27 protein-coding genes are annotated in these 23,194 nt (G+C 31.4%); 4 read left to right on the top strand and 23 right to left on the bottom strand.

Annotated elements, in window-relative coordinates:
• Positions 1-59 precede the first annotated feature (59 nt).
• The 15 genes from H0I26_RS01120 to H0I26_RS01190 form a co-directional block, all read right to left on the bottom strand.
• Positions 60-557, bottom strand: coding sequence for a CAP domain-containing protein (locus H0I26_RS01120; protein ID WP_218700653.1), 498 nt, complete (start codon positions 555-557; stop codon positions 60-62).
• 232 nt (positions 558-789) lie between these two features.
• Positions 790-1,512 carry a LytR/AlgR family response regulator transcription factor gene (locus tag H0I26_RS01125; RefSeq protein ID WP_218700654.1) on the bottom strand — a complete coding sequence of 241 codons (723 nt, stop codon included), beginning with the start codon at positions 1,510-1,512 and terminating at the stop codon, positions 790-792.
• A 10-nt stretch (positions 1,513-1,522) separates the two neighbouring features.
• Complete coding sequence (locus H0I26_RS01130) at positions 1,523-1,840, bottom strand: Hpt domain-containing protein (RefSeq protein ID WP_218700655.1); 318 nt, start codon at positions 1,838-1,840, stop codon at positions 1,523-1,525.
• Positions 1,827-2,891 carry a sensor histidine kinase gene (locus tag H0I26_RS01135; RefSeq protein ID WP_218700656.1) on the bottom strand — a complete coding sequence of 355 codons (1,065 nt, stop codon included), beginning with the start codon at positions 2,889-2,891 and terminating at the stop codon, positions 1,827-1,829. Before H0I26_RS01135 ends, H0I26_RS01130 begins: the two co-directional genes overlap by 14 nt.
• The gene (locus H0I26_RS01140; RefSeq protein WP_218700657.1) at positions 2,891-4,024 is read right to left on the bottom strand and encodes an FIST signal transduction protein; all 1,134 of its coding nucleotides are present in this window, start codon (positions 4,022-4,024) and stop codon (positions 2,891-2,893) included. The genes H0I26_RS01135 and H0I26_RS01140 overlap by 1 nt, the downstream gene beginning before the upstream one ends.
• 2 nt (positions 4,025-4,026) lie before the next feature.
• Positions 4,027-5,985 (bottom strand): PAS domain S-box protein, encoded by a 1,959-nt coding sequence (locus H0I26_RS01145; protein WP_218700658.1) that lies wholly within the window; start codon positions 5,983-5,985, stop codon positions 4,027-4,029.
• A complete protein-coding gene (locus H0I26_RS01150; protein ID WP_218700659.1) occupies positions 5,985-6,524 on the bottom strand; it encodes a heme NO-binding domain-containing protein in 540 nt (179 codons plus the stop codon). The genes H0I26_RS01145 and H0I26_RS01150 overlap by 1 nt, the downstream gene beginning before the upstream one ends.
• Before the next feature lie 2 nt (positions 6,525-6,526).
• Positions 6,527-6,940 (bottom strand): response regulator, encoded by a 414-nt coding sequence (locus H0I26_RS01155; protein ID WP_101015444.1) that lies wholly within the window; start codon positions 6,938-6,940, stop codon positions 6,527-6,529.
• Positions 6,941-7,467: 527 nt separating this feature from the next.
• On the bottom strand, positions 7,468-7,830 hold the full coding sequence (locus H0I26_RS01160) for an MmcQ/YjbR family DNA-binding protein (RefSeq protein ID WP_218700660.1): 363 nt from the start codon (positions 7,828-7,830) through the stop codon (positions 7,468-7,470).
• 18 nt (positions 7,831-7,848) lie between these two features.
• Entirely contained in the window at positions 7,849-7,986 is a 138-nt protein-coding gene (locus H0I26_RS01165) for a hypothetical protein (RefSeq protein WP_218700661.1), read from the bottom strand.
• Between the two features lie 114 nt (positions 7,987-8,100).
• Complete coding sequence (locus tag H0I26_RS01170) at positions 8,101-8,709, bottom strand: DUF4230 domain-containing protein (protein WP_218700662.1); 609 nt, start codon at positions 8,707-8,709, stop codon at positions 8,101-8,103.
• A complete protein-coding gene (locus tag H0I26_RS01175; protein WP_218700663.1) occupies positions 8,710-9,459 on the bottom strand; it encodes a cyclase family protein in 750 nt (249 codons plus the stop codon).
• Positions 9,460-9,541: 82 nt separating this feature from the next.
• Positions 9,542-10,717: a radical SAM family heme chaperone HemW gene (hemW, locus tag H0I26_RS01180; protein WP_218700664.1), complete on the bottom strand. Its 1,176-nt coding sequence runs from the start codon at positions 10,715-10,717 to the stop codon at positions 9,542-9,544.
• A gap of 74 nt (positions 10,718-10,791) precedes the next feature.
• The gene (gene ruvC / locus H0I26_RS01185; protein WP_101015450.1) at positions 10,792-11,346 is read right to left on the bottom strand and encodes a crossover junction endodeoxyribonuclease RuvC; all 555 of its coding nucleotides are present in this window, start codon (positions 11,344-11,346) and stop codon (positions 10,792-10,794) included.
• A complete protein-coding gene (locus H0I26_RS01190; RefSeq protein WP_101015451.1) occupies positions 11,347-11,976 on the bottom strand; it encodes a cell envelope biogenesis protein OmpA in 630 nt (209 codons plus the stop codon). It abuts the gene before it with no gap.
• A gap of 50 nt (positions 11,977-12,026) precedes the next feature.
• Here H0I26_RS01190 and H0I26_RS01195 point away from each other — a divergent pair, with 50 nt between their 5' ends.
• The 3 genes from H0I26_RS01195 to H0I26_RS01205 are packed head-to-tail and all read left to right on the top strand — an operon-like array spanning position 12,027 to position 15,051.
• A complete protein-coding gene (locus H0I26_RS01195) occupies positions 12,027-12,995 on the top strand; it encodes a flippase-like domain-containing protein (protein WP_218700665.1) in 969 nt (322 codons plus the stop codon).
• Positions 12,995-14,128 carry a glycosyltransferase gene (locus H0I26_RS01200; RefSeq protein ID WP_218700666.1) on the top strand — a complete coding sequence of 378 codons (1,134 nt, stop codon included), beginning with the start codon at positions 12,995-12,997 and terminating at the stop codon, positions 14,126-14,128. The genes H0I26_RS01195 and H0I26_RS01200 overlap by 1 nt, the downstream gene beginning before the upstream one ends.
• 50 nt (positions 14,129-14,178) lie before the next feature.
• On the top strand, positions 14,179-15,051 hold the full coding sequence (locus tag H0I26_RS01205; RefSeq protein WP_218700667.1) for a hypothetical protein: 873 nt from the start codon (positions 14,179-14,181) through the stop codon (positions 15,049-15,051).
• Between the two features lie 56 nt (positions 15,052-15,107).
• Here H0I26_RS01205 and H0I26_RS01210 read toward each other — a convergent pair whose 3' ends face one another.
• The 5 genes from H0I26_RS01210 to H0I26_RS01230 all read right to left on the bottom strand — a co-directional run bounded on the left by H0I26_RS01210 (position 15,108) and on the right by H0I26_RS01230 (position 19,307).
• Complete coding sequence (locus H0I26_RS01210) at positions 15,108-15,584, bottom strand: hypothetical protein (protein WP_218700668.1); 477 nt, start codon at positions 15,582-15,584, stop codon at positions 15,108-15,110.
• 57 nt (positions 15,585-15,641) lie between these two features.
• Positions 15,642-16,343: a PDZ domain-containing protein gene (locus tag H0I26_RS01215; RefSeq protein WP_218700669.1), complete on the bottom strand. Its 702-nt coding sequence runs from the start codon at positions 16,341-16,343 to the stop codon at positions 15,642-15,644.
• 139 nt (positions 16,344-16,482) lie between these two features.
• Entirely contained in the window at positions 16,483-17,622 is a 1,140-nt protein-coding gene (locus H0I26_RS01220; RefSeq protein WP_218700670.1) for a tetratricopeptide repeat protein, read from the bottom strand.
• Positions 17,623-18,945 (bottom strand): M56 family metallopeptidase, encoded by a 1,323-nt coding sequence (locus H0I26_RS01225; protein WP_218700671.1) that lies wholly within the window; start codon positions 18,943-18,945, stop codon positions 17,623-17,625.
• A gap of 2 nt (positions 18,946-18,947) precedes the next feature.
• Complete coding sequence (locus H0I26_RS01230) at positions 18,948-19,307, bottom strand: BlaI/MecI/CopY family transcriptional regulator (protein WP_218700672.1); 360 nt, start codon at positions 19,305-19,307, stop codon at positions 18,948-18,950.
• A 121-nt stretch (positions 19,308-19,428) separates the two neighbouring features.
• On the opposite strand from H0I26_RS01230, the gene H0I26_RS01235 reads away from it, so the two are divergent.
• A complete protein-coding gene (locus tag H0I26_RS01235) occupies positions 19,429-19,926 on the top strand; it encodes a DUF456 domain-containing protein (RefSeq protein WP_218700673.1) in 498 nt (165 codons plus the stop codon).
• A gap of 248 nt (positions 19,927-20,174) precedes the next feature.
• Here H0I26_RS01235 and H0I26_RS01240 read toward each other — a convergent pair whose 3' ends face one another.
• The 3 genes from H0I26_RS01240 to H0I26_RS01250 all read right to left on the bottom strand — a co-directional run bounded on the left by H0I26_RS01240 (position 20,175) and on the right by H0I26_RS01250 (position 23,168).
• Positions 20,175-20,852 (bottom strand): response regulator, encoded by a 678-nt coding sequence (locus H0I26_RS01240; protein WP_218700674.1) that lies wholly within the window; start codon positions 20,850-20,852, stop codon positions 20,175-20,177.
• 3 nt (positions 20,853-20,855) lie between these two features.
• A complete protein-coding gene (locus tag H0I26_RS01245; RefSeq protein ID WP_218700675.1) occupies positions 20,856-22,859 on the bottom strand; it encodes a tetratricopeptide repeat-containing sensor histidine kinase in 2,004 nt (667 codons plus the stop codon).
• Positions 22,860-22,985: 126 nt separating this feature from the next.
• The gene (locus tag H0I26_RS01250) at positions 22,986-23,168 is read right to left on the bottom strand and encodes a hypothetical protein (protein WP_218700676.1); all 183 of its coding nucleotides are present in this window, start codon (positions 23,166-23,168) and stop codon (positions 22,986-22,988) included.
• Positions 23,169-23,194: the final 26 nt, after the last annotated feature.

Consider the following 23,194-nt stretch of genomic DNA (forward strand, 5'->3'; position numbering starts at 1 on the left):
TTAGTAAAATTTAAGTGTCGACGAATGGTAACAAAGTGTAGGTTAGCTGATTTTCAGCACTATAGCTTCACGAATATATTAGTAAAATAATGACGTCCTTCAGCATCTTTTTTAGTTGAAATCCCAAAATCAGTAACATTTGGATTTTCTATATTTTCTCTATGTCCATCACTATTCAACCACGCGTTAACTAAAGCTTGCGCATTACTAAAACCATATCCTACATTCTCTGAAACGGTTATTGCATTAACCACATCTTTTAAATTTTGAGATCTTACATAAAAATAATCATGACTTGCTGCACCTTGATTAACCATATACTGGTTATGCGCAATAGCTTCCTTTGAAGCTTCATTTAAAATAGTTAACACCCTTAAATCTTTAGAAATTCTGTGGGCATTAATCAGCTCCAATATCTCATAGTCTAACTCAGTATATTCTACATTTACAACGCTTGCTTTATATTCATTCGGAAGTTCTATTTCATCCTCTTGAACTGAACAAGACATTAAAAATGTACTTAATAAGACTGTTGTGATTATAGCTATTTTTTTCATCGTGATTGGTTTATTTGATGACAAAACTAGCTTGAAAGGCCGCCTGAATTACGAATATTCGATTAACTCAATTTTAAGTGTCGACGAATAGCTAAATCGTTTAGTTAAACGGTTTTATATGTTTTTAATCGTTTTAAAGTGACATTACAAGTACATAAAGAAGCACTTACACGACTAAAAGACCTCATAAAACGTCTTTCAACAAACACATAAACTATTAAGAAAAGAGACTTTAAAGCAAGTTCAATCGTTTCATAAGCTCTGGCCTATTAGAACGACTTACGGGGATAACGTCCTTTTTAATTAGCACACTATTATCTTCAATATCAATAATTTTTTTAATATTAATAATATAAGACCGGTGTACTTTTAAGAATAAACTATCAGGTAATTTTTCTTCTATTTTCTTTAAAGTCGAATGGACTGTATAGTTTTTATCTTCAGTTTTAACCTGAATATAATCCCCCTTGGCTTCCACTAAATAAATACTAGGAATATCTATTTTAATTAAACGTCTATCGATATTAACATATAAGTCATTACCAGATGATGTTTCCACTTTTTCAGACTCTGAAACAGGTATCGTAGGCGTTGCGGGCACATCATGCATGGCTTCAGCCTTATCAATTCCTTTTTGAAAGCGTTCTTGTGTGATTGGCTTCACCAAATAATCTACAATACAATCGTATTCAAATGCCTGAATGGCAAATTTGGGATCTGACGTTGTTAATACTATTTTTGGTGGATTTTTAAGTGTTTCTATAAAATCAAAACCAGTAAAATCTGGCATATGTATATCTAAAAAAATCAAATCGACTTCGTTCTGATTTAAATACTTTATGGCTTGCATAGCGTTTGGAAATTCCTCTAAAACATTAAGACTTGGCACATTTGAACATAACTGTGTTATAATCATTCTTGCTGTGGCTTCGTCGTCAATGATAATGCAATTCATAAATTTTTATTTAGATATCTTCAAGGTATTTGGTTATAGTATCTAATATAGCTTCAAATTGTTCTTTCTCGTCGGTTTTTCCGTCTTCTAAACTTATTTCGTAAGCCACTGCAACCTCATAACTTTTCTCAAGGCCTAAAATACTAATTTTATGCTTAAGTTTATGCACATTATCCGCTGCTAACTTATAATTTTCAGCATTAAAGTTATCAAAATACACCTGTTTCTCTTCCGGAAACTCTTTTTTGATGATATCTATTAGTTTTTGCTTAAAGGCTTCATCTCCTCCAGACAAATTATTAATGTAAGATTGATTAGGCTGTTCCATTCGGGGCTTTTTTTAGGGTGAAATAAAATGTAGTTCCAATATTAACTTGAGATTCAAGCCATATCTTACCACCATATAACTCAACAATTTTCTTTACAATAGATAATCCAATCCCAGAAGACTCGGGGTTATTTTCTAATTTTAAAAAGGTTTTAAAAATTTTATCAAAGTAGGTTTCTTCAATACCTTTACCATTATCTTGTATAAAAAATTGCCAATAATCATGTTTGTCTTCTACTCCAATATTAATGATACCGTGCTCCTTATCATTATACTTTATAGCATTACCAATTAGATTTTGAAACAATTGTTGCAATCGATATTTATCCCCTTTTATTATAGGTAATTTGGTTTTTGTAAAGTTAATATGCTGTGGAATATGAATACTATTTAATATATCGTCAATAAGTTTATCTACATCAACATCGTAAATCTCTATTTCGTTTTTGCCAATCGTTGAATATTCTAAAATACCAGTAATTAGCGTATCCATTTTTTCAACATTAGTTCTAATAAGATGCAAAGTAGATTTTCCATTAGCATCCAACACATCCTTATAGTCATTGGATAACCAAGTCGTTAATGCATCTATGCTTCGCAATGGCGATTTCAAATCATGAGACACCATGTGTGCATAATCACTAAGTTCTTGATTTTGATGCGCCAACTCGTTTAACATAGACTGTTTTTGCTTGTTCACCTCGATAATCTCTTTGGTTTGATTATCAATAAAATCAACTAAATTAGAACCGGTCAATTCAATATTTTCAGACGTTTCGTCCGCCTTTAAATCATAAAACTTAAGTGTGTTAATAACGCTTTTTAGCTTATTAATAACCTCTTTCTGTTCATCAGCTTCTTGTTGCAATTTTCTATTAGCACTATATAATTCGTCAGAACTAATAGCCATAGCCCTTTGAATCATTACTGATTGTTCGTCAAAATTATTATAAGACAAATCCACAGCATTAATAAATGTCGTCAAATCCGTATTATTCTTGAGTTCTTCACTTAAAAATTTACGTATTTGTCTTTTTAATAATGAGTTCATTATTCGCTAATTAGCGTTATAGTCATCGTTTGATTATGCAATTGGCAAGCCATTTCGCCATGGAAAGGTGCAATTTCGCCATAAGAATAAAACCCAGTGATTACTGTATCGCTACCCAACACATCAATAACCTCTTCGACCTCTTCTTCCACACGTTGGTCTAACACTAGCTTTCTACCAATACAACTAACTAGTATCGCTAACTCAGGCTTGTTCTTCCTATAACCTAATGCTTGTTTTGCTGCACGTTCTGATGCATTTGCGATATTATCTACATTGGTCATCATTAGCTGCACTTTAGAGTTTTCTTTAATATCTCCAGCTAAAACCACTGCATTCTCTTCTTCATTAATATTTAAAATAGACCTAACAATAGATTGTTTTTCATCTGTAGATGTTACGTTTAATGGATATAACAAAGCTGCTCCAGGTAAATCTTTAGCCTTATCTCCTAAGTATTTTTTATACAAATCTAAGGCTGGTTGCCCATCTAACTCATATAAAATATTGTCTTTCGACTTTGTAACGATGCGTTCTGGACCAAAAGGTGTCCATCCCCCATGAATTGAAAATGAAATCTCCAAAGTATCTCCATAAAAGCCAATCGCTACCAACTCGCCTTCTTTTGGATTCTCATTGTAAGACGCTAATGTTTTTTCAAAACGTGCATCATCACCACATAACCCACCAGTAATTACTAAATTATCATCCGTAGAAGCACTCATTCCTTTTGTTAGCTGACTTCCGTTAACAAAACTACCCTCCGAGACTACAAACACATATTTTAAATCTTCTTGAGGCAATTGCTCAATAAGATCTTTTCCTGTTTTAAAACTATCTAAATCAGAATTTAAAACATTACTAGTTTTAATTACAAACTTACTTTTTTCAAACTCGATAGCAGTAATAGTAATACTATCTTGATTTACTGTATTTGATGAAATCTCTGCACATGAAGACGCAAAAACAATATGTCCATCAGGAAAAAGTTGTCTAATCTCTTCGTAAACCAAACTATCCTCCAACATATACCGATTACCAAAAACTAAAACCAAAGGTGCTTTTAAGTCTTGATTTTCAATAACATATTCCCACTCTTCATCCTTATGCTTGACTAACTGTACTGTTTTCATTGCTATTTTTTTAATGTGAAATAAAAAGTAGTTCCTACATTTGGCTCACTATCTAACCAGATTTCACCTTCATGTAAATTGACGATTTTTTTAACAATAGACAATCCAATTCCTGAGGAATCCTTACTCTTCTTTAACGAATGGAATATCTTAAATATTTTATCATGGTACTTTTTATCAATACCAATACCATTATCTTTTATTGAAAATTTGTAATGACTTTTTAAATCTTCGACATCAATGACAATACTACCCTTTGCTTTATCTATAAACTTAACCGAATTGCTAATTAGGTTCTGAAACACCTGCTGTAGCTTGGTCTTATCTCCTATTATATTAGGTAAAACATTAAGACTCTTAATCTCTATATGATCTGGAATATACAATATGCTAACCAGCTCGCTAACCATACTATTTAAATCCACATTGACCTTAACCGAGTTATCTGCTCCAACACTAGAGTAATTTAACACGTCCGTAATTAATTGTTCCATCTTCTCTAAAGTGGTTTCAATAAGTCCAAAATTTTGAAGACTTACAGCATCCAACTTCCCTTTATTATCTTCTTTCAACCAGCTAACTAGTGCGTCTATACTTCGTAAAGGCGACTTTAGGTCATGAGACACGATATGTGCATACTCCTGAAGCTCGTCATTACTTTTCGCTAATTTACTTAATAATTTTTCCTTCTGAATTTCTAGATTTTTAGTCTCTGTCACATCTAAATGAATCCCAATAGATCCAATGACCTCTCCATCTATATTATAATTTGGTGCGCCACTAACTAACCAATGTCTTGTTTTTCCTTTTTTACATATAGCCTTAAACTCATAAGAGTTTGACTCTCCTTTGTTACGTTTTTTTCGTTCTTCTTTTAATATTTCAGAATCCTCTTCAGCACCAAAAAGAGCTCGTGCATTTTTACCTTTCACTTCCGCTTCTGTATAGCCAGACATTTTTTCAAAACTATGATTTACCATTAGGATTTCGTCGTTGTTATTCAACTCCACCATTCCTAAATTCATATTTGCTATAATATTGTAATACTTCTGCTTCTGCGCCTCCAAACTTTTTCTATAAGTACGCTTTAAAGTAACATCTGTAAAGGTCCACAGGTATCCTTTATATTGGTCACCCGCAACTATTGGCATGTAACTACGTTCTAAAATTTTACCGTCGACCATTTCTAATTCGTCACCAATAACCGTTTTTTTATCAACATCTATAGCACGCATCCTTTGTATAAAGCCATCAGGATCTTTAAACAGCACCTTGTTATGTTCTGATGCCGCAACGCAATCCATCCCGATTAAATCTTTAGGGTTTGCATCAATACCAAAAAGTTGGCAAAATTTATTATTAGTAAGTACTATATTACGGTTTTCGTCTTCTAAAACAATGCCGCTATCTAAATTTAAAATTAATGTTGCCAATCGGTTTTCAGACTCGATAAGCTTTTCTGCAGATTTTTTTTGATCAGTAATATCTCTAACAATACCTTGAGCTGCCACAGGCTTTTTATTAGAATCAAAAATAACACTGGCATTGATATGCACCCATTTTACCTCTTTAGATTTGGTATAAACACGTGCTTCATAATCTTTAAAAAAACCTTTAGTTTTTAAATCTAAAAAAGACGCTATCGCGTATTGATAATCTTCTTTATAGATAAGGTTTACAACGTTTATTTTATCTCTAGCAATATCATAACCAAATAACTTAGTCGCTGCCTCGTTAAATTTTATAAAATTACCTTGTAAGTCCATAACCACGTAGGCATCTACAATATTCTCGAAAACACCTTCTAACTGAGATGATTTTTCATCCAACAGCTGTTCAAGTCTTTGAGACGTTAAGTAAAGTTCTCTTGATTTTTCCTCAAGAATTTTTTCTGCTGCTTTTCTTGCTGCCTTTTCACGCTTTAAAGCACGCTGTAGTATTTCTGTTTGGTCGTGACTCATTAATTTTTATGAATAACAAATCTAACTTCCGTTCCGTCTTCTTTTATTTTTTGTAAATCTATTGTCGCAGTAGAATTAAAATGCGCAAATGTCTTATTCATCAACCCTAAACCAAAATGATGCATTGCACGGCTTGAGGTATAAATCATTATTAAGGAGTTTTCCGTTTTCTCAACAACTTCAAAAGTTGGTAATTCTGCATCTGGATAAATTTTCCTAACTTCTACATGAATATGATTTTCGATAGATGAAATCATTTCAATAGGATCTTTATAAGTCGCTAAAAGTCCAGGATAGCTTTTTTCAATAACACTAAAAAAATGCTCCGCGTAAACCAATAGAAGGTTATCTATTGATATCCCTGTGTTTTCACTTAAATGACTTAATAATTGAAGCATTTCAGAAAAACTATATGTTCCCACAGCGGTATAAACACCTTCAGACTCTAAGGTAGAGCTCGTTATAATGTTGTCTACCATTTCTAGACCAAACTTATCTTCTACTAACTCTAAAAACTCTGTAAAAACAATTCCTTTCATTTTTAAACTACAATTAATTCATTAATACTCCAATATGCTAATAATTTTTCAATTTTACTAACATAATCTTCATATTTTAATGGTTTTATAACATATCCTGCAACACCGATTTTATAACATTCCAATAAATCTTTTTGATTGTTAGACGTTGTTAATATGATCGTAGGAATATACTTTAGGACAGGATCTTTTTTTAGAATACCTAAAAATTCAATACCATTAATTTTTGGCATATTTAAATCGAGCAAAATTATATCTGGTAAATTATCTTTATTTTCTAAAAGCTCTAATGCTTCTTCTCCGTTATTGGCTTCAATAATATGGTGATTTAATTGTAAAGCTGAAGTTGTTCTGTTCAACTTCATTTTTTCAATCATATCATCTTCAATTAGAAGAATTTTAAGTGTTTTTGACATTGTGAGGGTGTATTATTTTCTATAAAACAAAACTATCACTAATTACACTCACAAAAATTTAATTTCGCTTATACTGGTTTTAGTAATGCTGAATAACGTTTAAGTGTCGACGAATGGAAATTGAGTATTTTAACTTTTACAATATGCTATCGATTTTATAGTGTTATTCTTAGCATGGCGCTTAACTTTATCTGACTCTAATAAAAAATTTAATGAATACTCATTTAAGTCTTTTTTACTTAAATGAACTTCTAGGAAGGAAATAAACTCTAACTGTTTTAAACTAGAATGTAACACTTTACAACTATTTAATTTTAAGTCTGGTTTCACAAGCGACACATTAAGAGAAGTGTTTGATTCTAAGCTTTGATTAAACACTTTGAATAATCTATCGAATTGAGGGAATTTCATGATTTGAGGTCTTTATACTTCAAAAATAATGACACACCTACTGCTTATTAAAACTATTCTACAATTACACCTTTACTAACGGTAAATTGCAGTTTAGTATCGATAAGTCTCTTTTTTTACTCTAATTCTGAACGCATTTTATTAGTCATTCCTTTAACAACCATATCATAAGAATGATCAATTAGCTCAGAAATAAGTTTTGGTGATAAATCGTTTTTATGGATATACAACGTGTTCCAATGTTTTTTATTCATATGCCAACCAGGCTCAATACTCTCATGTGCTTCACGAAGTTTGATAGCATACTCTGGATCACATTTTAAGTTTATTGCCGCTAAGCCATTATCCCATTTCTCTAATGAGACTAGAGCAAACATTTTACCCAATACTTTAAACACTAAAGTATTGGCGTCAAAAGGAAAATCTTCTGTTACTTTTAGCTTACTTAAACAATGCTCCCTAAGCTGCTCAATATTCATAAAAAAGCAAGATAAAATCTAGTTTTGTTGGGTAGGTTTAGATTTATAAGACGTTTTTTTAAGTCTTTTATAAGTTACTTTATCCTCCATATGGATTAAGGCAGGAATATCTAAGCTAATCAAGGTCTCATTAATGTATTGAAAAAATCTATTCATAATCTAGGGGTTAATTTTCTGATAACTAATGTCTTAAAACAAAAACACATCTGATTAAAGATAATAAAAAAAAAATAAAAATCAGACTAACAGCAGATAATATCGACAAAAAACCTATTCCAATTTTAATTTCTCATTAGATTTTAGCGTTAAAGCACTATAATCCAATCGCCACCCTATGGTTTCAACAATATTCTCCACTAAAAGCAAAGACTCTAACGCTTCTTTTCTAGCGACATTATACAAACCGCTTTCTGGGACTTTATCTCTAATATGTTGCTTTGCTTCTTCACTTAAATTAGTAAGGTCTGTAGCTTCAAACTTATTAAAGTAACCATCTGTTTTATCGTAATAATTAATGTTAGTCTCTATAGATAGAATCTCTGGTTGTGGAAAATGACTAATAGTAACTATCTTCTTTTTATGATTAGACGTTAATTCAATTTTATCAAAATCGTATCCAACATAAGCTTTTGCATTAATGACTACTAAGGCTTTTTTCTTACTTGAAACAAGTTTTAAAAACCGCTCTTTAACGTCTTCATAATGATAGATTTCTGCAAAATCTCCTTCTACAGTAATAAATTTGCAGACTTTTTTTATTTTGTCTAATAATATGACCGACTGTGCTGTCACTTTCTTTTTAGATTGCAAATGATTATATAGAGTATACAGCCCCAATCCAATAATACCTCCAATAATTAATGTAAAAAATGTTCCCATCTATTTTTCTATTTTATATAAAATCGGCTTACTTGGTGTTGCATCATTTTCGATTGGTGCAATTTGAAGATTTAAAATGTACTTACCATCTTGGACTTTGTTTGGCACATAAATAAACTCTGTTATTGTGGCGTCTTTTCTAATCTTACCATTAAAATCCCAAAACGCTTTATGCGCTAATAATTTACCTTCATCCTTTTCTTTATCTATACTTGGCAGATCTATCAACAAGTGTTTTATGCCAATTTTTCTAATAAAAATAGCAGCTTCCTCTGTTAAATAAGGCCAATTAGTATTGGAATATTGTCTCGATTTTTTAGCTTTAGTATTTGGCATGGTTCTAATAACCAATGCTTGTGGTTTACGTTGCTTTAAAAGATATTGCAATTGTGCTTTTGAGATCACTTGATCCTCTCCAACTTGTTCCGGTGCCACAGAAATAACTTCTGCTAAAAAGAAAAACTGTTTTAAGCATTTGTTTACACTGTAAAATTGCTCTGTAATATGACCAACACACTCCGTATGCGTCCCATGAGCATGTGGATTAAACTGAATATTATTAAAATTAATTGACGCACCTTCTTTTACACTTGCGGTCCAATCGTTAAGTTTAACTGGGGCTATTATAGGCGCATCAATATACCATGCATTTGCATTGGTTTCTGACGCACGAAGCGGCATGGAGACATCTAAAGGCTCTGCTAAATTAACTGTGTATTTTTTGGTGTTTATGGTTATTGTAGAAATCATGTTAACTGTACTTGTTTCTGTGAGTTTTTAGGTTTGTTCCGTATGAGAATAAAAAATACAAATTAATACCAAAACGCGAAAATTAATTCAGCATAAATAAGTCCGAAGCAATCCCATCGCTAAGAAACTTACCAGTTTTTGTCGTTTTTAAGCTGTTATCCTCAATATACAACATTTGTTTATTTACATACTGATTAGCTTGTTGCAACAAGTATTCCAAAAAGCGTTTTCCAAATTGTTTTTCTACCTCTGCAAGTGAGACCCCCCAAATAGTGCGCAAACCTGTCATCACAAACTCATTATACTTATCATTTAAGCTCAAAACCTCAACCTCTAACGGTAATTGCTCTTGGTTAATTTTAGCAATGTAAATCGAATTATTTTTCAAATTCCAAGCCCGTTGCTCTCCATTAAAACTGTGTGCAGAAGGACCGATCCCTAAATATGGTTTACCCAACCAATAGGCGCTATTATTTTTGCTGTAATACGCCTTTTTACCAAAATTAGATAACTCATAATGATCAAAACCAGCTTGACCTAACCGCTCTATTAAAATATGAAATTGGTCATGTGCTAAATCGTCATCAACATTATCAATAATTCCCTTTGCTATAAAACTGGCTAATGCTGTTTTAGGTTCCACCGTTAAAGCGTAACTAGAAATATGAGGAATTCCAAAACTTAGTGCCGTATTAATATTTTCTAACCACTCTGCATTGGTACTATTTGGGATACCATAAATTAAATCTAAACTTATGTTATCAAAATATTGTGTAGCAAACTGTAAACAACGTTTAGCTTCCTCTGCATTATGCGCACGATTCATGAGTTTTAAATCCTTTTCATGAAATGACTGAACACCAATACTAAGTCTATTAATCCCTGTACTTTTTAACCCTTCAAATTTTGATTGGTACAAGGATTGCACTTCGACTGCACTCAATGTAACATCATTATCTATAACTAAATCATCTGGATTAGCTTCTAAAGTAATTTCAGGACTATCCGTGACTTTATAATTTAAATAGACACTATCAATTAAATATTGCAACTCGTCTGCTGACAACACACTTGGTGTCCCGCCTCCAAAATAAATAGTTTCTACCGTTATATCTTTAAACTCATCTTTACGCAATTCTAGTTCTTTCGCTAAAGCAAATATAAGCTGGTCTTTCTTTTTCATTGACGTCGAAAAATGAAAGTCACAATAATGACAGGCTTGCTTGCAAAATGGTATGTGTATGTATATTCCTGACATATTTAATTATAAATAATCACCTCTTATTTCTTCTTATCGTTTCTAATATTAAACCGATAATTGACAATTAATTATTACTTCTTGACGCGCTTTTCATTCTGCTTAACAAAACTGTCCCAACCAGAATAACTCTTTCCTATTTCTATACGTCCTTGATTGTAAAAATGACACACAGCAGCACCTAGTCCATCCATGGAATCTAAATTTTTAGGTAAGGTTTTAATCCCTAACATACTTTGCAACATTTTTGCAACCTGCTCTTTACTCGCGTTTCCACTTCCTGTAATGGCCATTTTAATTTTTTTAGGCGCATACTCAGTAATCGGAACTTCTCGCGACAACCCAGCTGCCATAGCCACACCTTGCGCACGACCTAACTTAAGCATACTTTGTACGTTTTTCCCAAAGAAGGGTGCTTCAATAGCAATCTCATCCGGATGATATGTCTCAATCAGCTCTATAGTACGCTCAAAAATAAGTTTCAGTTTTAGATAATGATCATCATACTTTTTTAAGTCTAATTCATTCAACTGTAATAAACTCATTTTTTTGTTAACCACCTTTATCAAACCAAATCCCATAATGGTTGTTCCTGGATCGATTCCTAATATAATTTGTTCTTTGCTCATTTAATTACAAGTATAACAACCACTTAATGATACAGCCACACCAACAGTTACAGTTAGCAGGTTTCCATTAAACGACCCGAAACCCTCCGTAATGGGATCAAAGTCTTTTCCAAATCCATAAATATAGGACGCATCAATAAAAGCGGACACCGACCGACTAAGTCCATAATGAAATTCTAATCCTGCCATTCCGTTTAAAAAAGAGGTTTTATTATCACCGTAATCCCCTAAAGGTTTAATCATAGAATAGCCTGGACCAATATGAAAAACAACACCTGTGTCAATTGGTAAAAAGCTAAAAAACCTAGTCCCATCGTATACAAACTGTAAATTAATACGGGTATAATTGGTTTTAAATTCTGGTGTATCATCTGCATTTGCAAAACGATTATAACCAAAATCCAATTTAGCCCCTAATTGTGGTGTAAACATGCGTTGAAGCCCTAAATTAATTGTCGGAAAGTTAATCGTATTTGCTTCAAAAGGAGTAACTAATCCTTCTTGCGATGGACTATTTATACCCACAGAAATTAAGGCTTTCCATTTACTTGTTTCTAATTGTGCGCTAGCTGTACTTACTGCAAAAACAGTCATTAGAATAATACAATAGTGTTTGATAGTAGATAACATTGTGTAATAATTTAGTTTAATTTGCAAACGTCTAAATTGGCGCCTCTATTATGCACAAAAGCTTGCCTGACAAAACTAAACAATTCTTTTTTGTACTTATTAAATTAAGTATAGTTGTTGGCGCTTTTTATTTTATTTATCACAAATTGCTTAATAACGATAGTTTAAATTTTAATCAATTTTGGCGATTTTTAAACGATACTAAGCTCTTTTCTGTGAAAAACAGTCTGTTTTTAGTAGGCTTATCCGTATTAAATTGGTTTTTCGAGATAACAAAATGGCGTTATTTAGTCTCTAAAGTTAGAACCCTTTCCTTTTTAGAAGCCACTGCACAAAGTTTAGGATCACTTACGGCATCTTTATTTACACCAAATCGTATTGGGGAATATGGCGCAAAAGCTATATACTATTTAAAACCATTAAGAAAACGGATCTTACTAATAAATCTAATTAGCAACATGATGCAAATGGGTATTACTGTTATTTTAGGAAGTATTGGTTTTCTATTCTATTACAAAACTTATGAAATAAACATCAACTATTTCAAACTCTCAAGAGGGCTACTTATCCTTATTGCTTCAGTAACACTTCTAACTATTGGTATAACCCAAAGCAAATATAAAATCAAAGGGTTTTCTCTTATAAAAATTTATGATTTTACCTATAACCTTGGCATTAAATATTTAACTATCGGATTATTATTATCGTTAGTGCGCTATGCTATTTTCTCATTTCAGTTCTACTTTATCTTATCCCTTTTTAATGTCCCGTTGCGCTATTGGGACGCGATGATCATCATAACAACACTATATTTACTAGCCTCTATCATTCCTAGTATAACCATTTTTGATGTGCTAATCAAAGGAAGTGTTGCCATATACCTATTTAGTTTGGCTGACATTACAGCATTACCTATTTTAAGTTGTGTCCTTTTGATGTGGCTTCTAAATTTTGCACTACCAAGTATAGTCGGCAGCTATTTTGTATTAAATTTTAATTTACCAAAAACCAAAAACTAATGAGCATTACTTTTGTTATCATTATCATACTGTATCTTTTTTTAATAGGCATTTTTATTCTAGGGTTTGACAAAGTAAAACCCTTTAGACTTCAAGACATCATACCCAAAACAACGTTTACAGTTATCATCCCATTTAGGAATGAAGCTGAAAATTTATCACAATTATTGGATTCTATTTTCAAATTGAATTATCCACCTCATTTATTCGAAATCATTTTAGTGGATGATGACTCAGAAGACAACTCTATTGAAATAATCAATTACTTTTTATCACAAAACCAATCCAAAACGATTGACATTAAAATTACAAAAAATCAAAGACAGACTAATTCGCCAAAAAAAGACGCTATTACTACCGCCATTAAACATGCCACAAACCTATGGATTATTACTACGGATGCGGACTGCGCATTACCAAATTACTGGCTAGATAGTTTTGACAACTGCATACAGAACACCAATTCAAAAATGATTGTTGGACCTGTTGATTACGCTAATAATTCAGGCTTATTAAACGCGTTTCAAACATTAGATTTTTTAAGCTTAATTGGCGCGACCATTGGTGCCTTTGGAATTAACAAACCTTTTTTATGTAATGGTGCAAATCTAGCTTACAAAAAAAGTTTTTTTGCAACTCTACAAGGTTTTGAAGGCAATACTAACATTGCGAGTGGTGATGATATTTTCTTGATGGAAAAAGCACTAAAACAAGATAAAACGGCTGTAAAATACTTAAAAAGCGAACATGCCATTGTCACTACTAAACCACAAAAAACAATACAAACATTACTATCTCAACGCATACGTTGGGCCAGTAAAACCAGTAACTATAAAAACAATTTTGCTAAACTTGTTGGCCTAATCGTTTTAATTGCAAACGCTAGTATTGTTGTAAGCTTTGTTTTAGTGCTTTTAGGCCAATTCGCACTCAAACCGTTTGCTTACCTCTTTTTTATAAAAATTGCAATTGACTTTTTGTTAATCTATAAAACCAGTCAGTTTTTTAATAAAGAAAGTGTCCTAAAACATTACACTTGGAGCTGTTTAATCTATCCTTTTTTTAATGTTTATGTCGCTTTTATCTCAATGTTTTCTTCCTACAAATGGAAAGGCCGATCTTTCAAGAAATAGTATAATCCCTAAAAATATTTTACTTTAGCAGTAAACCAATCTACTACGTTATGAAAACTGTAACTTTACTTTTAGCCTTAACCATAAGTGTTTTTAGCTTTGCCCAAACAACCTACACAGTAAATAATGAAACCTTAGAGCTTAAAACCGAGGTTGAAGGCACCTATGATTTACTCTGGAATACTTTTGATGGCAAATACCGTTACTTTATCAAAAATGAAGACGAACAGCTAACCGAACTAACAAACACAAAAGGAAGCGATAACAAATATAACAATGCGTATCAGGACACGTTAAAGGCTATTTTAGAAACAGATGCCTCTAAAGTTAAACTAACCTTACCTAGTCTAAAAAACTTTATCAATCAATCTAATGCTGCAAGTGACCCCAATTACACTTTTGATACCAGTACACCCAAATTAAAAACTAGAATTGGTGTTTTTGGCGGTATAACAAACAATCCATTTGTAACAAATCCCGATAATAAAAGTGTTCCTTTTTTTGGTGCTGAATTAGAATTATTTCAAGATAATCCAATAACCAAACATGCTGGCTTCTTAAATATTAGAACCGCTGGAGATACAGCCGATTTTAACTATAGCTCTACTCAAATTGCTTTGGGCTATCGTTTTAGATTTATAAACACTTCAAAATTTAATATTTACGGGCAAACAAAATTCGCAAGCTTTACAGCCTCTAAAACAACTTATAATATTGAAGATATTGACAACCTAGGGACTTTTAACACAGAAGACAAGTCATCCACTAGTTTTGACATTCCTTTAGCCTTTGGTGTGGGAGCCGACTTTAAAGTTGGTAATGGCTACATTACTTTTGTATATGATAATTTATTTGCAATACTTCAGGACAGTTCAGATAACTTCCCTATGGATATTGCTTTAGGTTACAAATTTAGCTTATAAAACAGGTTATTATTCGGTTTTAAACCGAAATCAAAACAAGTAACTCAGCATTCACTTTAGTTAACTTTAAGTATAATCGGTAATTTAAACTGCGTTTTTACGTGTTGACCACGTTTAACTGCAGGCAGTATTTTAGGCAATGTATTCAAACTTTCGACTATTGAAGCTTTTAAATTTGGAATTTCGTGAGTCGTTATACTATCAATTTCTATAGCATTAATTTCAAGTTCGCCAGTTTCCGAAATCAAAAAAGACAACATAATAGTGTCATTAACATCTTGACTAACAATAATCGCCTGACTTTGAAGTCTTTCTGAAATATGATTAGCTAATGTCGTTTCAAAACAATCCTTAATATCATGTTTAAACTGTAAAGATTCGCAAACTGAAAAGCTAGGATAATTATCAATTTCGTTCCAATTAAACGTTTTTAACTCTTCTCTTAAAATAGCTTCAGGCGTTGTTTTTTTTACATCAAAATACTGGCAGGAGACCACCACTAAAAAGAGTAAAAGAACAGCTATTTGTTTCATAATTAACTAATATAGCGGAAAAGTACAACTTTTTTAGATGAGTAAAACTTCTATTTATTAATTCCTCTTAACCACGAATAAATTAGAATAGGTCGTATCGTCTTTAGAGATTTTTAAAACATAAACGCCATCTTCTAATTTGTCAACATTTATTTTTTCATTTAAATCGCCTTTCACAAAACGCTTGTTATATTGTTTTACTAATACACCATTAGTCATATATACAGCAAAATTATATTCTCCTTGAATCACTTCTTTAAATGCAATATTTAACTCACTAACTGCAGGGTTTGGATATAAGCTGATATTTTCTTTAGACAATGATGATATTGCTTCATCACAACACACCACCTCCTGTATCACTTTACTTGTCTTAGCACCTAAAGTAATCGTTTTAACAAGTGTTTTACCATCTCTTAAAATTGTAAACCTCACTGTATCAAAAGGCTCATATGCCTTTACAGCATTCATTGCATCACCACGTCTGTTAACTTCTAAACCATCAATAGCCACTACAAGGTCGTAAGGCTGTAATTTATTATCTGCTGCCGCAGTACCTTCAATTACTTTTAAAATGACAACTCCCTTGTCTGAATCACTCTCTTTATTACAAGGACTTCCAAATTGCACACCTAAAAAAGCTGTTTCGTAAACAATCTTATCTATTGTACATGTATTTTTGCAATCTTGGTTTATTTGTGCTTGTAACGCTGTTGTAAAACATAATAACACAAAAACTAAAGGTAAAAATCTTTTCATACGAGACTATTTTTTTAATAATTATGAAGATATAGTAATTTTAACACAAAAATATAAAAGCAACTAAAAAAGTTTAATTTCATAGATAAAAAACACGTTTTGTGCTGATAAAAGGTAGTATTATAAAAACAAAATGATATTATTCGGTTTTATTTTGAAATTTATCACTTCTTAATTCTTCAAGCTTTAGTTTTAAAATTTCTGAATATTTACCATTAGGAAACTGCTTACAAAATGTATCAACCGCCTTGCTTTTCTCTTCCATATCTGTATAATACATCAATTTTGTAAAAGCTTTAAAAAAATATGAAGATTCTACTTTTGGATTCTCATTTATAGCATGTGTAAAAGCCTTTATAGCTTCAGGACGCTTGTCTTGTAAATTATACAAAACACCTAATTTACGATAGGCTTCATCTAAAGGTAAATCTTTTATTTTTATGGCTTCTAAAACATGTTCTTCGGCTAATTGGTATTCATAAATACTTTCATAATTTAAACCCAAAAGATAATGAATATTCGCATCCTTTGGATTGGTCGCTAAAGCCAACTTTAAGTACTTAATGGCCTTGCTATAATTATAGACCTTAGTATAACAAACACCAAGTTTTTCATAAACGAAGGATGTCGTTTCACCCAAATCTAAAAGTCTTAAAAACTGACTTATAGATTTATGATAAGCCGCTTGCCAATAGTAATTTTGAGCACTCAAGCTTATTAACATTCTGTTATTAGCGTAAGATTGCAATCCTTTTACCACATAGTCTTCAACTTTTATAAATGCTCTTTTTTGAAGATTAAATTTAGCCAGTTCATAAATAGCCTTTTGATGTGTATCATCCAACTGATAGACCTTATTAAAATACGCTTGAGCAACGTCCTCTTTTCCTAAAGCATTATAAGTAAGCCCCAAATTAAACTGATAATTTGGATTAAATGGATCTGTTTCTACAAGTTCTATCAACAATCCTTTTGCTTGATTAAGCTGATTAGTTTGAAATAGCAATTTACTCTGTTCAAATTTCACTAAAGCGTTATTAGGATTAACTAGCAAGGCTTTACCATAGTAGAGTATTGCCTGATCATAATTACCTAATAACACATAAGCTTTAGCTACTTTTTCAAAATATTGAGAACCATTTTCCAACTGTTTATAAAATGTAATTGCCTTGGCGTAGTATCCATAATTATACAAACTATCAGCCGTTTTTAAAACAGAAGTTTGTGCTTTAGCGGGGACGAAAATTAATAGACAAAAAATAAGACCTAATGGTTTCATTTAATTAATCTTAAATACAATTGGTAAAGCATAAGTAACATTTACCGTTTTACCTTCGTGCATAGCTGGAGTAATTTTTGGCAAAGTATTAATTACACGTATTGCTTCTGTTTCTAAATCTGGGTGAGGCGCACGCGCTTTAACGTCATAAACCAAACCTTGCTTATCAATTCTAAACATTACATTAATACGTTTTACTCCTTTTTCTAAGCCTAAGTCCTTCCCTAATTTTATATTAAAATTAGTGGCAACATGTCTTGTCACTTGGTCTGAAAAGCATTTTTTTTGTTGAGATTTACCTGTTATTGATTGGCAAGCCTCAAACATAGGAGACTGATCTAATTTAGAAAAAGGCACATCTAGTTCCACATTGCTCGCATCATCCACATCTATATCTTCTATAATAGTCATTACTGTTGGTGTCACTTGATTATTATCTGAATCTTTTGAAATGGGATCCCCATTGGAACAAGAAGAATACACCAACATCCCTAGCACCATAGGAACTAACAATAAATACTTCGCTAATTTTGTTTGTTTTGAATTTGATTTTTGTAACATAATAATTCGTTTTTTGATTAATGATTGTTTAAAAAAAGGATTGATGAAAGCATAGTCTTTCACACTGAAAACCTGCTGTAATAACTGTTGATAATAGTCTGCTTTACCAACTTTTACCGCATTGTGATCGGCAATATATTCATGTAGATTACTTATTCTATTTTGATATAGATACACTAATGGATTACACCAAAAACTTATTTTTAAGACTTCAAACCAAAGTAGATCCAAGGTGTGCTTATCATTGGCATGACTGCGCTCATGAGCTAAAACATGCTGTATTTGGTCTATTGAAAGCATATCTCCTAAACACACGTAATTCAAAAAAGTAAAAGCAGAATCGGAGTCTTTTAAACGAACAATGGTAATACCATCTTCTTTAGTCTTTGGATTAACGGCTATTATCCTTATTATTTTAATTAGCTTAATTAGAAATAGGATTAGCATTACAACCGAAACCAAAACATATATACTTGTTATAGTAACTACTGAAGCTGACCAATAGCTATTAAAACTGTCCGTTTGGGAAGCTAATTGGCCAGTATTACGAACAAAAACCTCTGGTAGGGAAATGAGATAACTGGTTGGAATAACCTTATTAAACCCTTCAACTTTTACCAAAGGAATAACTAAAGACAATACAGAGGTGACTAATAAATAGACTCTGTTATAATTAAAAAACGTGTCCTTTTTTAAAAACAGATCATAAGCCACTAAAAACATTAGCTGAAACAATATCGTTTGAAATACGTAGTACAACATAACTATTCTTTTTTATTGATTTCGTTTAAAACAGATTCCAACTCATTTAAACTAATGTCATTTTTTTTAACAAAAAACGAAACCATACTTTTAAACGAACCCTGAAAATAATTATCGACAAGCTTATTAATAGACTGGTTACTGTAATCTTGCTTTTTTAATAACGGAAAATAAATATGTCCTTTACCTTGCTTTTCGTAATTGACAAATCCCTTAGACTCTAGAATCCTAACAATAGTAGACACTGTATTATAAGCAGGTTTCGGGTCAGGAAATTCTTCAATAATTTGCTTTACATTAGCTTTATTTAACTGCCATAAAACTTGCATGATATCTTCTTCTGCTTTGGTAAGTGCTTTCATTTTTTATAACTAATTATTTAGTTGAACACTGCAAATATAACTAAAAAGTTAGTTTAAACTAACTTTTTAGTTATAAAATTGTAACATATAGTTATTACAACAGTCTTATATAAAAAAGAATATGGATATTATATTTACATTACTAGGGTTTCTATTCATGGTTTTAGGATTAGCAGGAAGCTTATTACCTATTCTACCTGGACCGCCTCTAAGTTGGCTTGGATTATTGTTAATATATATGACAGATGCAGTTCCAAACAATATTACTTTCTTAATAATAACATTAATAATTGCCCTTGCGATTTTTATTTTGGACTATTTTATACCGGCAATGGGCACAAAACGTTTTGGCGGAAGTAAAGCAGGAGTTACAGGTTCCACTATCGGACTAATTATTGGTTTATTAGCACCAATACCTGGAGGTATAATTATAGGCCCCTTTGTCGGTGCATTTATCGGAGAAAAATCAAATAACGCTAATACAGATAAAGCATTAAAAGTTGCCTTTGGTTCATTTTTAGGTTTTGTAACAGGAGCCTTTTTAAAACTTATAATCGCGATTATTTATTTTGGATATTTTATACAAGCCTTTTGGACCTATAAAAATCTCATGTTATAAAATACACAAAGCAGCATCGAGGGATGCTGCTTTGCTGTGTGTAAATGTAAATACTACTAATCAAACAAAGTTTGAGGGAATAATAATTAACTTTATTTAAAGTTATAAATCAAATATATAAAATACTCTACTTTGCTATTGCGGTTAAAACCACAACGCGATTACGGTTTTAACCACACGTTTGAATAGTACATTGGTCTTTAGCCTTTTTTTTTCTCTTAAAATATTTTGAATTTTAACATTTAAGCTTAAATGTACCCTTTTTCCTTAGCCAAATCAATCAATGTTGTGTCTTTACCATCATCTACAGCAAACAGATCTTTTAGATTTTTTTTACGCTTCTCTATTGCACTCAATGTGATACCTAAATGTTGCACCAAATCTTTTGTCCTAACACCCAACGATAAAAAATAAAGCATTTTGTGATTTAAGTCATCTACCTCTATTGGATTAAAAATACTTCTCTTTATTATTTTATTTATGGTCCCTGTATAAAACGGAGGATTACTTTGAATAGCATCAAAAGCACTAGCCAATTCACTCGAAGTTAGATCGCTTTTGATTAAGAAGCCTTCAGGATTAATCGTTTTAATGATACTGTGTATTCTGTACACTTCATTAAACATAGTTAGTATTACAACTTTAGATTCTGGCTGAGTTTGCTTCACATACTTCGCCAAATCTTCACCAGATTTATATATTCCATCTTTTGATTGCGGAATACTAATATCAAAAAAATAAATATCGTACGGTTTACCAATATTCTTTGATTTTTGAATGGCGTCTAAAGCAGAATCACAATCTGTAGCAATATCTATTTGCAACGTTTGATGTTCCTTTTTGTTTTCCAACAATGTATGTTGGTAGCCCTCAATAATCATAGGGTGATCATCTACCATTAATATTTTCAAAATAGTGTTGTCCATAGGCTAATTCTCTAATATCGGAACGCTAATTGTTATTTTAGTTCCTTTACTTATTATACTATCAATAATTAATTTTCCATTTATCTCTTGCATTCTTGAATCTATATTTTTTAGACCAATTCCTTTTTTGGCTTTTTGCAAATCAAACCCTTCTCCATTATCTGAAACGCTTAAAATTAGATTATTATTATCATTTAAATGAAATGAAATATCAACCACTGTTGCCTTTGCGTGCTTATAAGTGTTTTGCATGGTTTCCTGTAAAATCCGATAAACATGAATCTTAATCTTATTATCTAGCGCATCCCAATTAATGCCCTCCTGAATATCAAACTTGTAGGAAACATCATAAGCAGTCATTTGCGAGTCTACTAAAGTTTTTACAATGTCTAAATACCCTGATTTTCCAATAAAATCAGAATTTAACTCATGTGAAACTTTTCTTATTTCTTCTTCTATATTTTTAAGCTCTGTGATATAAACACTTCGTTTTTGGGTCGCTTCTATCGTTGTACTTAAATTAAGACCATCTAAACTCAAACGTACACCAAAAAGTTTCCCTAATATACCATCATGTATATCTTTTGAAATTCTATTTTTTTCAAGACTCCTAGCTTCATCAATTTTATCTTGCTGAGACAACATAAGGTTATAAATTTCTTCATTAGTTTTTTGTTGTTGTCTTTCAAATAATAATTCTTTATTTTTTTCACGTTGTGTCTTAATAACATATAAAAAAAACAAGACCCCTAACAAACCCATTGAAATAATAATCAACCATAGTCGCTGCCTAGACATTTCTTGATTTTCTTCTTTAATTTCTGCAGTTTCAAAATCAATTTTCATAAACTTATTCCGAACTGACCGTTCAGCCAAAAGCAAACTATCGTTAAGTTTAATATATTCAAAAAGGTATTCTTTAGAGGATTCTCCTTTTTCTATTTTAGATTTTTGGTAGAGTGCCTTTAAAATAGTTTTATAGTCTTTCAGATCTTTCCCTGAATTATATGCCATTGAAGAATAATAGGCTGCAGAATCCAACTGATTTGTAGATTTAAAGTAGTCAGAAAGATTTAAACTCACAGACTTTTTTATATTTTTATCAAAAATTGAATCACTTAGGTTAAAGGCTTGCCTATATAATTTTTCTATTTTTATATTGGAATCTTTTCCTCTCAAAAACATTGAATATGCTAAATCATTAATGACGTAAGCATAAGACGATGGATCTTTATTACGTAATCTATTATCTTGAAGAATATTGTTATACTTCTCTATTGCATTATTGTAATCCTTTTTTTTTCGATAAGTTGAAGCAATGTTAATCTTGGAATATATTTGATTAAAGAAATTAACATTAACATCCTTAATGCCACTATTATTTTTTAATGCTTTGTTATGGTAATCAATAGAATTATCATATTGCTGCAATTCGCCAGATATAATACCAAGTGTATTATATAAAGACCAAAGTGTATCTAAGTTATAATCATCTTTTGGTAATTTATCAAACAAGCTAATTGCCCTTATAACATTATTCTGAGCTCCAATATAATCTCTTTCAGCTTCTTGAATGTTCGCCATATTTACTAATACGGCCGCCTGATTTTTATGGTCATTTAATTTATCATAAAGTTTGACCGCATTATAATAATAACTATAAGCACTGTCTGACTTCTGATTTACTTCATAATAATAACCTAAAATATAATCGGCATTAGCAATTGAAGTTGTATCCTTTAACTTCCTAGCTAAAGTAAGATTCTCATAATTTATAACTTTTAGTGATTCATAATTTTTATCTAAAAGATACAAATAAGACAATCTTTTTTTACTGTTAAGTATTGTGGTATCTCTATTACTTTCTAAAGACAATCGAACTGCGCTCTTAGCAAAACTAATTTGCTCGGAAATAGTAAAATTATCATTCTCAGCTAAACTTCTATAGTGGTAGATAGAATCTAAAGTCTGCCCAAAGCACAAACTTGTCCATAATAGTCCTATCAAAGAAAAATATTTTATCAATCTAATTTAAAAAATTTGTTGAAATCAAATTTAAAACAATAAAAATAAACTTAAACAAATAAAGCCCTCATAATTACCGGGACCTTCACACCTTTAACAAAAAGTAGATTATCCTTGAGAAGGCACTTTACTCTTCTTAATACCGTTAGTTGCTAACAACTTACTATCTGCTTGTTTTACTACTTCTTTTGACAGTTTCTGATCTAACTCAGAAGGCCTATCTAAAGCACTTACTCCTGTTAGTAATACGATTGAACAAATGGCTACTAATGTAATTTTTAGGGTTTTCATAATGATAATTTTTTAAGTGAAAATTG

The sequence above is a fragment of the Olleya sp. HaHaR_3_96 genome, assembly GCF_019278545.1.
In the GTDB taxonomy this organism is placed as follows: domain Bacteria; phylum Bacteroidota; class Bacteroidia; order Flavobacteriales; family Flavobacteriaceae; genus Olleya.

Coding starts and splice junctions, on each gene's coding strand:
- H0I26_RS01155 (WP_101015444.1), bottom strand. CDS start 6,940: ATGTCAAAAACACTTAAAATTCTTCTAATTGAAGATGATATGATTGAA.
- H0I26_RS01250 (WP_218700676.1), bottom strand. CDS start 23,168: ATGAAAACCCTAAAAATTACATTAGTAGCCATTTGTTCAATCGTATTA.
- H0I26_RS01215 (WP_218700669.1), bottom strand. CDS start 16,343: ATGAAAAGATTTTTACCTTTAGTTTTTGTGTTATTATGTTTTACAACA.
- H0I26_RS01140 (WP_218700657.1), bottom strand. CDS start 4,024: ATGAAAACAGTACAGTTAGTCAAGCATAAGGATGAAGAGTGGGAATAT.
- H0I26_RS01145 (WP_218700658.1), bottom strand. CDS start 5,985: ATGAGTCACGACCAAACAGAAATACTACAGCGTGCTTTAAAGCGTGAA.
- H0I26_RS01230 (WP_218700672.1), bottom strand. CDS start 19,307: ATGAAAGCACTTACCAAAGCAGAAGAAGATATCATGCAAGTTTTATGG.
- H0I26_RS01165 (WP_218700661.1), bottom strand. CDS start 7,986: ATGAATAGATTTTTTCAATACATTAATGAGACCTTGATTAGCTTAGAT.
- H0I26_RS01120 (WP_218700653.1), bottom strand. CDS start 557: ATGAAAAAAATAGCTATAATCACAACAGTCTTATTAAGTACATTTTTA.
- H0I26_RS01190 (WP_101015451.1), bottom strand. CDS start 11,976: ATGTTATCTACTATCAAACACTATTGTATTATTCTAATGACTGTTTTT.
- H0I26_RS01170 (WP_218700662.1), bottom strand. CDS start 8,709: ATGGGAACATTTTTTACATTAATTATTGGAGGTATTATTGGATTGGGG.
- H0I26_RS01150 (WP_218700659.1), bottom strand. CDS start 6,524: ATGAAAGGAATTGTTTTTACAGAGTTTTTAGAGTTAGTAGAAGATAAG.
- H0I26_RS01220 (WP_218700670.1), bottom strand. CDS start 17,622: ATGAAACCATTAGGTCTTATTTTTTGTCTATTAATTTTCGTCCCCGCT.
- H0I26_RS01200 (WP_218700666.1), top strand. CDS start 12,995: ATGAGCATTACTTTTGTTATCATTATCATACTGTATCTTTTTTTAATA.
- H0I26_RS01205 (WP_218700667.1), top strand. CDS start 14,179: ATGAAAACTGTAACTTTACTTTTAGCCTTAACCATAAGTGTTTTTAGC.
- H0I26_RS01235 (WP_218700673.1), top strand. CDS start 19,429: ATGGATATTATATTTACATTACTAGGGTTTCTATTCATGGTTTTAGGA.
- H0I26_RS01125 (WP_218700654.1), bottom strand. CDS start 1,512: ATGAATTGCATTATCATTGACGACGAAGCCACAGCAAGAATGATTATA.
- H0I26_RS01240 (WP_218700674.1), bottom strand. CDS start 20,852: ATGGACAACACTATTTTGAAAATATTAATGGTAGATGATCACCCTATG.
- ruvC (WP_101015450.1), bottom strand. CDS start 11,346: ATGAGCAAAGAACAAATTATATTAGGAATCGATCCAGGAACAACCATT.
- H0I26_RS01175 (WP_218700663.1), bottom strand. CDS start 9,459: ATGATTTCTACAATAACCATAAACACCAAAAAATACACAGTTAATTTA.
- H0I26_RS01210 (WP_218700668.1), bottom strand. CDS start 15,584: ATGAAACAAATAGCTGTTCTTTTACTCTTTTTAGTGGTGGTCTCCTGC.
- hemW (WP_218700664.1), bottom strand. CDS start 10,717: ATGTCAGGAATATACATACACATACCATTTTGCAAGCAAGCCTGTCAT.
- H0I26_RS01160 (WP_218700660.1), bottom strand. CDS start 7,830: ATGAATATTGAGCAGCTTAGGGAGCATTGTTTAAGTAAGCTAAAAGTA.
- H0I26_RS01135 (WP_218700656.1), bottom strand. CDS start 2,891: ATGAACTCATTATTAAAAAGACAAATACGTAAATTTTTAAGTGAAGAA.
- H0I26_RS01195 (WP_218700665.1), top strand. CDS start 12,027: ATGCACAAAAGCTTGCCTGACAAAACTAAACAATTCTTTTTTGTACTT.
- H0I26_RS01225 (WP_218700671.1), bottom strand. CDS start 18,945: ATGTTGTACTACGTATTTCAAACGATATTGTTTCAGCTAATGTTTTTA.
- H0I26_RS01130 (WP_218700655.1), bottom strand. CDS start 1,840: ATGGAACAGCCTAATCAATCTTACATTAATAATTTGTCTGGAGGAGAT.